Source organism: Cupriavidus sp. 01L46 (genome assembly GCF_056399905.1).
In genome coordinates this window covers 1-10983 of record NZ_JBFTSF010000264.1, presented here as the reverse complement: position 1 = coordinate 10983, position 10983 = coordinate 1, and the positions used below count along the sequence as shown (strand labels likewise).

The window sequence follows — 10983 nt, the reverse complement described above, 5'->3', positions numbered from 1 at the left end:
CTTGATGGCTGGCTGGATGGCCCAGTCTGACTATCGTGACGGCTGCCCGATCTCCACCATCCTGCTGGAAATCGCCCCGGAAGCCGAGGRCGTGGCAGCAGCAGGCAACGCGGCCTTTGCCGCATGGGAAGCCGTGCTGGCGGATGCCTTCGCGGCGCGCGGAATCCCGGGGGTACGCGCCACCGAGCTCGCCGGCCTGGTGATCTGCGGCTGGCAAGGGGCACTGACGCTTGCCAAAGTCGCCAGGAGTGGCCAGCCGATCCGGCGTGCAGTGGATGAACTGGCGCGACAACTCGACGCCGAGCCGCGGAACATCGCCCAGGGCCAGCCCGGCTGATACCGCCTGCGGGCTCGGTCCGGCAGCCCCCAAGCGCCACCCCATGACAACTGATGTCTGACAACAAAAAATACGTTATTAGCCCTCTCTGCGCCAGGCTGCCAGCTGGGATCGGCATCGAAGCCCCTTGATTCATGACCGTGCCCGCGAAAGAAAGCCACGCCGTTGGACTTCGGTAAAGTTGTTATACAACTTGAAGGAAGAAAGTACACCAACGCACGACCGCGAGTCAGGCCCCCTCGAAAATTCGGCGCCGGGCATTCTCGATATGCCGTCGCATCGCGATCGAGGCTTGAGTCGGCGACCGCTGCACGATCGCCTCGATGATCGCCAGATGCTCCGCCTGGACCTGCTCGAAGCGCGTGGGATTGCGCGTCTGCCCCAGGTTACGGGCCAGTTCCATGCACTGGCGAATCGGGCCGAGCGCATGCTCGACCGTGGGCACGAAGAAAGGATTGTGAGATGCCCGCGCAATGGCCAGGTGCAACTGCAGATCCTCCTCCACGCCCGATGTTTCGCTTTCCTGCGTGCGGTCCAGCGCGGCGTAGGCGGCGCGAATGGCGTCGATGTCCGCATCGGTGCGCATCTGCGCTGAAAGCTCAGCCACGCCGACTTCCACACAAAGGCGGAACGCGTAGTAATGCTCGATATCGGCGATGCTGGATATCTGGGGGGTGACCGGCTGCCCGCGCACCGGCATGCGCTGGATATAGCTTCCGGATCCTCGCCGCGAGACCACGATGCCTTCGGATCGCAAGCGCGACAGGGCCTCCCGCACGGTTGTCCGCGATACCGCATAACGGCCGGCCAGATCGGCTTCCGTCGGTAGCTTCTGGTCCGCGGAAAACTCTCCCCGCAGGATCGCTCCGATGATCAGCTTGCAAACCTGCTCCGAAAGACTGGTGCTGTCGGTTGCCGTCAATACCAATTCGTCCACACCTCGCTCCTGCTGCTTCGCCGGTTGGCCGGCGCATGGATTGTTGCGCAAGCTGTCAGACTAACATACTGCATGCCGGGTCCATCAACAGTTCCTCACGCCAATTCACTTTATAAATATGGCTATTAAGCCATCTTACGTCAGGGGTAAACCCGATTTCTCCATGGTTGTCGTTGACAAGACTTTGAAATCCTAAGAAAGTTGTCCTACTTTATATTCACTTGTCGTACAAATAACTCTAGCCTATGTTGTATGACATCCCATAAATAGCTGCAAGACCGGCTTAGCTGGCACGCGCGATGGGATCGGAGCGCGAACGCTCCATACGCCAGGCCAAACCAAACAAGACGGAGATTTCATATCGTGACCAAGATTGCATTAAGCGGCGCCGGTGGCCAGTTGGGCACCGTGCTGCGGACCGCCCTGCTGGCGCGAGGCTATAGCCTGCGTTCGTCGGGCAACTCGCAGTCGCTCGCACCGGTCGCCGAGGGCGAAGAGGTAATGCGTGGCGACTTGCGCGACCCAGCCGTGGTCGACCGCCTGCTGGACGGTGTCGACGTGTTGATCCACATGGCTGGCACGAGTGTCGAGCGCCCCCTGCCGGAGATCATCGACAACAACCTGCGGGCACTCGTCGAGGTCTATGAGGGCGCGCGGCGCCAGAAAGTCGGCCGCATCGTGTTCGCCAGCTCCAATCACACGATCGGCATGTATCCGGTGGACCAACAGCTCTCGACCGACTGCGAGTTTCGCCCGGATGGCTTTTACGGTTTGAGCAAGATGTGGGGCGAAGGGCTTGCCCGTCTCTACTGGGACAAGCACGGCATCGAGAGCGTCTGCGTGCGCATCGGCAGCTGCGTGGAAAAACCGCAAGCGGCAGTTTCGCGAGCATCGATTTCACGCCGGAGGCGCAGCGGCATGGCGGCGCGCACAGGTAGCGCGTAAGCCAAGCGGCTTGATTTCTACCTGATCCGATACCCCCCTGATATCCCCCCGCCGAGGATCCCTGGCCGCTCTCTTTAGCCGCCTGACCTGCGTGGATTGGTGCTGGGGCCAACCAGGATCGAGAACGACATGGAGCGGCACACGGCTTTGCCGCGAATCCATAAATACAAGGAGACATGATGAAACACATAAAGGGCATGCGCTGGTGGATGGTCAGCCTGGTCACGATGGGCCTGATCGTCAACTACCTGGCGCGCAATACGCTATCCGTTGCCGCACCGACGATGATGTCGGAGCTGCATATGACGACCCAGCAGTACTCCTATGTGGTCGTGGCCTGGCAGGTCTGCTACGCCATGATGCAGCCGGTCGCGGGCCTGGTACTGGACGCCATCGGCACCAAGATCGGCTTTGGGATCTTTGCGCTGGCGTGGTCGCTGGCATGCGCCGCCGCCGCATTGGCCTCGGGCTGGCAAGGCCTGGCGTTCTTTCGCGGCTTGCTTGGCCTGGCCGAAGCCGCCGGCATACCCGGTGGCGTAAAGGCGACGACGGAATGGTTCCCCGCCAAGGAACGCTCGATCGCCATCGGCTGGTTCAACATCGGCTCGTCGATCGGCGCCCTGTGCGCCCCGCCGCTGGTCGTGTGGACGATCCTGAACGGCGGCTGGCAACGGGCCTTCATCATCGTCGGCGCGCTGGGCGTGGCATGGACCGTGCTGTGGATGCTCTGCTACAAGCATCCGAAGAATCAGCAGCACCTGTCGGAGCAGGAACGCGAGTACATCCTTGCCGGCCAGGAGGCACAGCACAAGGATGCCAACGTGGCCAAGGCTAGCTGGCTCGAGATCATGCGCAGCCGGAATTTCTGGTCGATCGCGATCCCCCGCTTCCTGTCGGAGCCGGCCTGGCAGACCTTCAACGCCTGGATACCGCTTTACATGGCAACCGAGCGCCATATGAACATCAAGGAGATCGCGATGTTCGCATGGCTGCCCTTCCTTGCCGCCGACATCGGCTGCGTGCTGGGGGGCTATCTCAGCCCGTGGTTCCACAAGCACCTCAAGGTGTCGCTGTTTACCTCGCGCAAGCTGGTCATGCTGGTCGGCTGCCTGGCGATGATCGGTCCGGCCTGCGTTGGCCTGGTGGACAGCCCGTACAGCGCCATCGCACTGTTGTGCGTCGGCGGCTTCGCCCACCAGACCTTGTCGGGCGCGCTCTACTCGATCACGTCCGACGCGTTCGGCAAGAACGAAGTGGCGACAGCCACCGGCCTGGCCGGCATGAGCGGCTACCTGGGCGCCACCCTGTTCACGCTGCTGTTCGGCATCGCCGTCACGCATATCGGCTACAGCCCGCTGTTCGTCCTGCTGGCAGTGTTCGACCTGATCGCCGCCGCCATCGTCTTCCTGATGGCGCGTGAACGCGCTGCGCCCGCCGCGGCGGCGGCCAACCTCGGCTCCCCCGCACTCCACTCCTGACGCCTGACGAAACACAGGCAGCGACAAGCCTCCTTGGCCCGAACGCTCGCTCGTTCGCGGCCCAGGCGAAGTGCTGCCCACGATTGGCGGATGCACGCCCACCAGTACGGCGCAGGGCGCACGAATAGCGGCTCGCGGCTAGCGGTTGTGCAAAGACATCGGCACGGGACCAGCCGTGCTCGAAAAAACCAAGAACTCTAGACGAGATCGTTGAAATGAGAATGAAATTGCTTGCGGCCACGATGGCTGCCCTGGCCGCTGGCGGCGCAAATGCTCAGTCGAGCGTGACGCTGTATGGTGTGGCGGATGCCGGCCTCGAATACACGAACAAATCCTCCGCGACAGCCGCTGGCGCTCCCGGCGGCAACGCTTACCGGTTGACCTCGGGCAATCAGTCAGGCTCGCGTTGGGGCATGCGCGGCGTCGAGGATATCGGCGGCGGCCTGAAGGGCATCTTTGTCCTGGAAAGCGGTGTGAACTTCGACACCGGCGCGTCGGGCCAAGGTGGCCGCCTCTTCGGGCGCGCAGCCTATGTGGGCCTCCAAAGCCCGTACGGCACGTTCACCCTGGGCCGCCACACGACCCCGTTCTTCGACTTCGGCCTGCTCTACGATCCGATGGCGATCTCGACACGCTACGGCATTACCTCGACCGCGCCGGAATTTGGCTCGCGTGCCGACAACAGCGGCAAGTACATCGGCACGTTCGGCGGCCTGACCGTGTCCGGCCTTTACAGCTTTACCAACAATGGCAACGAAGTGCCTGGGGCATTCACCAACGGCCGCGAATACAGCTTCCTGGCCAGCTATGCGGCGGGTCCCTTGGCGGTGGGCGCGGCTTATGACCAGGCGAATAACACCGCCGCCGCCAGTGCGCAGATGATTCGCYGTGCCACCGCGGCTGGCTCTTACACGCTGGGGGCTGCCAAGGCATTCCTGGGCTACCGTTGGGCAAAGGCTTACAACGGCGCCTCGCTGCCCGGCGGCCAGTTCGCCAACGGCGGGTCGAACCTGTACTGGACAGGCCTGGCCTACCAGCTGACCCCGGCATTTTCGCTCACGGGCGCCGCGTACTACCAGGACTTCCGCAATAGCGGTGCCGACCCATGGGACTTTGTCGCGACAGCGGATTACGCCTTGTCCAAGCGCACCGACCTTTACGCTTCCCTGTCTTACGTCAAGAACAAGGGCAACTCGAACCTGAGCGTGAACGGCTTCAACAACAACAGCCCGACCGATAGTGCGTACGTTCAGGCTGGCGCGAGCCAGATTGGCGCGACGGTCGGCATTCGCCACAAGTTCTGATCCGGTGCGAGACGCCGGCATCCTGACCGATGCCGGCGGCGCGGCGGGGGCGCCAATTCAGGACGTCCCCTCTCTCAGGAACAAGGTGCTGCTCATCAAGGCCTTGGCGACCAGTTCAGCCTGGTTCTCCCCTTCGGCATAGACCGAGACCTCGGTCGCCACCTGGCGGCGCCCTCTGCGCACCACGCTGGCAACAGCGCGCAGGTTGGCCGCGCGGGCCGCTTCGAGATACTGGATATGCAGCGAACTTGTGGCGCCACCGCGCAGGTTGCCGGCATCGGCGCCCGAAGCCGCCGCTGCCGCGCCCGCCACGTCGATCAGGGTGGCGATCACGCCGCCGTGCACGATCTCGCCGACCGTCACGTTGTCGGCCCGGAACGGCAGCAGCAATTCCACCTGGTCGACAGCCAGTACATCCAGCGTGATGCCCAGGGCGCGGGCCACGGGCGAGCCCATCAGCACCTGCTCGACGGTGTGGCGGATACGGGGGTCGACAGGCGGCGTGGCGGCGGCGCTCGCGGCGCTGGACAAGACGGGAATCAGGGACAGCATCATGGGCTCCTCGGGGTGATCGGTACGATCAGGCTGGCTCCAGCGTAAGCRCGCCGGCGGCGCCGCTCAATTACCTCCCACGTCATCAACCGGCGGCCAGGACCGCGCAGCCAGCCGTTTATAATGAGCGCCCATCCGCCCCGCCACCCAGCCGCATGCCGTCAAACCCGCACGACCCCAGYCAATCCGCCCAGCTAACCGATGGGCAGCCGGAGTCACAGCCGGAATCACAGCTGAAATCACAACCGAATTCACCACGCGGCGACGAGAGCCTGTTCGACCGCCCGGACAGCCCGTGCATCGGCATCTGCTCGACCTTGTTCGACGAGATCTGCCAGGGTTGCGGGCGCAGTGCCATGGAAGTCAGCAACTGGGTCTTCATGGACGACGCGGAAAAGCAGGCCGTGTGGGAACGCATCACGCGCGAGGGCAAAGGCAAGCGCTTCCGCCAGGGCTGAGCCAGGGCCGATGCTTCCGCCCGCGGTGGCCCAGCTTAGGCTCAACCACCTGCCAGCCGCCGCTCCATATCCTCCACCTCGCGCCGCTCCAGCCGCTGGCGTGCCAGCTTGCGCCAGTTCTCGGCCAGCGCCGGCAGCGCCGCCATGGCGCACAAAGCGCCCGCATCCAGGCGATCCACATAGAGCGCATGCAGCAGCCGCTGCAGGCTCCAGTCCGGATACGGCCGCTCGACCAGCACCAGGCTGTCGCCCCGCACCAGGCCGCCCTCTTCCAGCACCCGGTAGTACCACCCCGTGCGCAGGCTTTGCTGGACCGCGCGCGCCATGCCGGCGTGCCCGAACCGATGGTTCAGCTTCCAGCAAGGCTGGCGTGCCTGCGACACCTCGACCAACGCCCCGCCCAGGCGAAAACGATCGCCAATGCAGACATCGGCCTCGGTCAGGCCAGTGGTGCTCACGTTCTCACCAAACGCGCCAGGCCGTGCCAGTACCTCTGCCGCCTGCGTGGATAGCGGCGAAAGTTCTTCGCGCCAGGCGGGATAGTGATCGAAGGCGTAGTGGTGGATGGCCTTTTCCGGGCCGCCATGGTGCTTGGGGTCTCCCTGCCCGTCTCCGGCCAAACCCAGCACGGTAACGCGCACCGCCCCGTCCACCGCATGCTTGTCGATGCCGCTAGGCACACCCTTTGGCCCAAACGGGCGCACAGTGCCCAGCAACACGCAGCCAATGGGAATGGACACCTCAGTCATAGTCATAGTCATAGTCATTGCCTGCCGGCCGGCYGCAGCACCAGCGTGTCGAAGGCCTCATTGCCCGGCGCGCGGCGGCCCGGCGCCATGGTGATGTACTGCACCGCGGCCCACTTGTCGGTCCAGTCGCGGTAATGGGTCGACGTCACATTGCCCGATTGCCCGGTCGAATTCATGAAGCGCGACTCGGCCAGGTCGGACAGGTCGTAGATGGCGCGCAGGCTGGCCGCGTGCACGCTCTCGAACGGCRCCGCCTCGTCGCGCAGGTTGTGGCGCCCCACGTTGACCGTATAGGTGTCGCCGCCACTGGGTACCTTGACGTTGAACAAACCCGCCAGGTAAGACTGTTTGCCGAACGGCTTGTGCTCGGAGCGGGCCGCATGCGCCTGGCCCCAGCGCCAGCGCTCAGGCTTGTCGCCGTAGCGCCGGTCCAGGTCGGCAATGGCAAGGTGCCAGGCTTTGGCCACGGCATCGTCGCAGCTCTCCGGCGCCGGGGTCATGTTGTTGTCGCACCAGAATGCGCCCTGCCCCCGCGGATTGCGCAGTACGTTGAGCATGGGCTGCTGCACGTTACGCTGCTCCCACAGGCGGTTGAACAGCGTATCGCCGACCTTGTCCTCGAACAGCACGCGCGACAGCCTGCGCAGCCATGCGGTTGCCACCAGCGGCTCGGACAGCCTGGCCTGCATATCGCCATCCCATTTGCGCAGCGACTCGATCAGCGCGCGCTCGCGCTCGGGCAGGGCCGGGTCGCTGGCGAAGGGAGATGCCAGCAGCAGCGGCAAGGCATCGCGCACGGCGAGCGAGAGCGTGTCTTTCTGGATCGCGCCAAAGCTGTCCATGGTGTGCCGCTCGGTGGCGTCGATCAGCGTGCGGATGCGCTGGTAGCGATACGGCACGGTCCATTCGCTGGTCAGGAAATACGGGTAGTCGTCCTCGACGATCTTCTGGTTGGCGGTGGCAATCACGCCCTCGGGCGGATTGAAGCTGCGCGGTAGTTGCTCGAAGGGGATAAAGCCCGTCCAGTCGTAGCGCGCATCCCAGCCGGGGGCCGGCGCCAGCCCTTTCAGGTCATTGTCGGCGCGGCGCAGCGGCACACGGCCCGGCGCGATAAAGCCGATGTTGCCGTCGACGTCGGCGTAGACAATGTTCTGCTGCGGCGAATGGAAATCGCGCAGCGCCGCCAGGAAGCTGGCCCAGTCGGTGGCGCGGTTCAGCGCCAGCCCGGCCTGCACGGTCCGGTCGTCGGCACGCAGCGCGCTCCACTGGAAGGCCACCACGTACTGCGCCCCGAGCGGGGCCGCGGCGGTCGCCACCGGCTCGGCCGCATCCGAAATCACCGGGCCGTGGCGCGTCTCGCGCACGTTCAGCGTTACGTCGGGCGCGCCCTTGACGTGGATGGTCTCGGTGCGCGTGATGAAGTCTGCCCAGCCGTCCGGAGTCTGGTAACGCTGTGTGCTGCCAGGTTGCACGCGCTCGATATAGAGATCCTGCACGTCCGGCGCGGTATTGGTGAAGCCCCAGGCGATGCGCTGGTTATGCCCGAGCACCACCGCCGGCATGCCAGGCAGCGTGGCGCCTGTGACATCCAGCCCGGGAGCCTGCATCTGGGCGAAGTACCACAGCGCCGGCGCCTGCAGCCCGAGGTGCGGATCATTGGCCAGCAGCGGCTTGCCCGAACGGGTATGGGCGCCCGACACCACCCAGTTGTTCGARCCCATGCCCTCCACATAGCCTGCCGGCGCCTGCTGCTCGACACGCGCCATGGCCGTGGCCAGCGGCGCCAGGTGCCGGTAGAGATTGCCGTAGTCCATGGTGCGCAGCGGCCGTTCGCCTGGATACGGCGCCAGCAGCTCGTTGATGCGCGACACGGGCAGCACCTGCGCCAGCCGCATGCGCAACGTCTCCTGGGTCCAGTTGCCGCCCAGGTCCCACGCCATCATGGTCTGCCAGGCCAGCGTATCGGCCGGCTCCCAGCGCTCGGGCTGGGTACGCAAGATCAGGAACTCCGGCGGCAACGGCCCCTTGCGGCCATCGATATAGGCATTCACGCCATCGGCATAGGCCTGCAGCATGGCCCGGGTCTCAGCGGAGGATTGGGCCAGGATGGCTTCGGCGTTGCGCCGCACGCCCAGGGTGCGCAGGAAACGGTCGGTATCCAGCGCGCTCGGCCCCAGGATTTCCGCCAGGCGGCCGGACGCGATGCGCTTGTTCATCTGCAACTGCCACAGCCGATCCTGCGCGTGGACGAAGCCGAGCGCAAAGTAGGCATCCTGCGCATTGGCCGCCTTGATATGCGGCACGGCATGACGGTCCCGAACGATCGATACGCTCTCGCGCAGGCCGGGCAGCTTCAGCGTGCCCGCGGTCTGCGGCTGCGATGCCTGGCGATACCAGACATAAGCGCCAAAGGTGCCGACCAGCAGCAGTACCGCCAGCGTCAACACCAGCCAGGTCAGCCGTTTCAACCAACGCATCGATCCCTCTCCCCGCGTGGCGTGTCGCGCCCGCGCTTTTATTTATGTTTTTGGTCCCGTGTTTCTTGCCCCGTCCGCAGGCCGGCGTTCAGTCCCACGCTCAGTCCAGCTTGCCGGCCAATGGAACTTCGGCATTATCGCCGAATCATGCAGGCAACCAACGTGAATCGAGCCAGCGAACCCACCCATGAAAAATGCCCGGACCAGCCGGGCATCGTTCCTCGCCAGCCGCCGGCCTCAGGCAGCCGGCTTCTTCATCTGCAGCGACTTGTACTCGAGGAATTCCTCGAGTCCGTACTTGCCGGCCTCGCGCCCGTTGCCGGACTGCTTGTAGCCGCCAAACGGCGCCTGCATGTTGAACGGGCCACCGTTGATGTCGACCTGGCCGGTGCGGATCCGGCGCGCCACGCGGATGGCGCGCGCCTCGTCGCCCGACCACACGCCGCCGCCCAGCCCGTAGATGCTGTCGTTGGCGATGCGCACGGCATCTTCCTCGGTGTCATAGCAGATGATCGACAGCACCGGGCCGAAGATCTCTTCCTGCGCCACCGTGGCCTTGGGATCGACATTGCCCAGCACCGTCGGCTTGACGAAAAAGCCCTTGTCCAGCCCTTCGGGCGCCTCGGGGCCGCCTGCAACCAGCTCGGCGCCCTCGTTGATGCCGCGCTGGATATAGCCGGTCACGCGGTCCTTCTGCGCGGCCGAGATCAGCGGGCCAAGGCGGCTGGTTTCGAGCAGCGGGTCGCCCACGGTATAGCCCTCGACCACCTTCTTGGCAATGGCCTTGACCTCTTCGTAGCGCGCGCGCGGCACCAGCATGCGGGTATGCGCCGAGCAGGTCTGCCCGGAGTTGAGGAAACAGGCGCCAACGGTACCCTTGACCGCGGCAGCCAGGTCCGCGTCGTCCAGGATCACCGAAGCGGACTTGCCGCCCAGCTCCAGCGCCACGCGCTTGACGCTCTGCGCGCCCAGCTCGGACACCCGCTTGCCGGCGCGCGTGGAACCCGTGAACGACACCATGTCGACTTCCGGGTGGCTGGCCAGTACCTCGCCCACCACCGGACCGTAGCCGGTGACCAGGTTGAACACGCCCGGCGGCAGCCCGGCGGCTTCGATCACCTCTGCCAGCACGAAGGCATTGAGCGGCGCCACTTCCGACGGCTTGAGCACGACCGTGCAGCCCGCGGCCAGCGCCGGCGCCACTTTCAGCGTGATCTGGTTGAGCGGGTAGTTCCACGGCGTAATGGCCGCGACCACGCCCACCGGCTCGCGAACCACCAGGGAATTGCCGACTTCTTCCTCGAACGCGAAGGTATCGAGCAGCTTGGCGGCCTGTGCCCAGTTGTAGACCGGGCCGCCCACCTGAATGGCCCGCGCCATCTTGATCGGCATGCCGACTTCGCCGGCGATCAGTTGCGCCAGTTCCTCGCTGCGCGCCTTCAGGCCCTCCGCARTCTTGCGGATATAGTCCGCGCGCACGCTGGGCGGCGTGGCCGACCAGCTGTCGAAGGCGGCTCGCGCTGCCTGGATGGCATCCTCGGCGTCACGCGCGTGGCCTTCGGGGATACGGCCCATGACGGCTTCGGTCGTGGAGTGGATGACGTTGATCAGGCCGGTACCGTGCGGGGCAATCCACTTACCGTTGATAWAGAGTTTGTCTCGTTGTTGCATGGCCACAGTTTTCAGTTGGGTGAATAGGCGGGTGCAAATTTTGTTACTTTTATGGTGCACCACATTGTAGTGCGC

At 64.9% G+C, this 10983-nt stretch carries 9 protein-coding genes and 1 pseudogene; 5 read left to right on the top strand and 5 right to left on the bottom strand.

The features are described 5' to 3' along the window. The coding region (locus AC1DS3_RS30670; RefSeq protein WP_477128606.1) for an LmrA/YxaF family transcription factor at window positions 1-337 on the top strand (337 nt) is incomplete at its 5' end. A gap of 229 nt (window positions 338-566) precedes the next feature. On the opposite strand, the gene AC1DS3_RS30665 is transcribed toward AC1DS3_RS30670, so the two are convergent. Then, a complete protein-coding gene (locus AC1DS3_RS30665; RefSeq protein WP_477109529.1) occupies window positions 567-1274 on the bottom strand; it encodes a FadR/GntR family transcriptional regulator in 708 nt (235 codons plus the stop codon). A gap of 363 nt (window positions 1275-1637) precedes the next feature. Here AC1DS3_RS30665 and AC1DS3_RS30660 point away from each other — a divergent pair. The 3 genes and pseudogenes from AC1DS3_RS30660 to AC1DS3_RS30650 all read left to right on the top strand — a co-directional run. Further along, window positions 1638-2144 (top strand): annotated as a pseudogene (locus tag AC1DS3_RS30660) (NAD-dependent epimerase/dehydratase family protein); the annotation flags it as partial. Window positions 2145-2398: 254 nt separating this feature from the next. Continuing rightward, window positions 2399-3697, top strand: coding sequence for an MFS transporter (locus AC1DS3_RS30655; protein ID WP_441640002.1), 1299 nt, complete (start codon window positions 2399-2401; stop codon window positions 3695-3697). A gap of 215 nt (window positions 3698-3912) precedes the next feature. Beyond that, window positions 3913-5001, top strand: coding sequence for a porin (locus AC1DS3_RS30650; RefSeq protein ID WP_477128605.1), 1089 nt, complete (start codon window positions 3913-3915; stop codon window positions 4999-5001). 57 nt (window positions 5002-5058) lie between these two features. Here the strand turns inward: AC1DS3_RS30650 and AC1DS3_RS30645 are convergent, their stop codons facing one another. Beyond that, complete coding sequence (locus tag AC1DS3_RS30645; RefSeq protein WP_441640001.1) at window positions 5059-5553, bottom strand: PaaI family thioesterase; 495 nt, start codon at window positions 5551-5553, stop codon at window positions 5059-5061. Window positions 5554-5786: 233 nt separating this feature from the next. Between AC1DS3_RS30645 and AC1DS3_RS30640 the strand changes: the two genes are divergently transcribed. After that, window positions 5787-6011, top strand: a complete 225-nt coding sequence (locus AC1DS3_RS30640; RefSeq protein ID WP_441640000.1) for a DUF1289 domain-containing protein — start codon at window positions 5787-5789, stop codon at window positions 6009-6011. A gap of 41 nt (window positions 6012-6052) precedes the next feature. Here the strand turns inward: AC1DS3_RS30640 and AC1DS3_RS30635 are convergent, their stop codons facing one another. The 3 genes from AC1DS3_RS30635 to AC1DS3_RS30625 all read right to left on the bottom strand — a co-directional run bounded on the left by AC1DS3_RS30635 (window position 6053) and on the right by AC1DS3_RS30625 (window position 10908). After that, entirely contained in the window at window positions 6053-6772 is a 720-nt protein-coding gene (locus AC1DS3_RS30635; RefSeq protein ID WP_441639988.1) for an MOSC domain-containing protein, read from the bottom strand. 2 nt (window positions 6773-6774) lie between these two features. Next, window positions 6775-9237, bottom strand: coding sequence for a penicillin acylase family protein (locus AC1DS3_RS30630; protein ID WP_477128604.1), 2463 nt, complete (start codon window positions 9235-9237; stop codon window positions 6775-6777). 237 nt (window positions 9238-9474) lie between these two features. Further along, the gene (locus AC1DS3_RS30625) at window positions 9475-10908 is read right to left on the bottom strand and encodes an aldehyde dehydrogenase family protein (protein WP_477128603.1); all 1434 of its coding nucleotides are present in this window, start codon (window positions 10906-10908) and stop codon (window positions 9475-9477) included. Window positions 10909-10983: the final 75 nt, after the last annotated feature.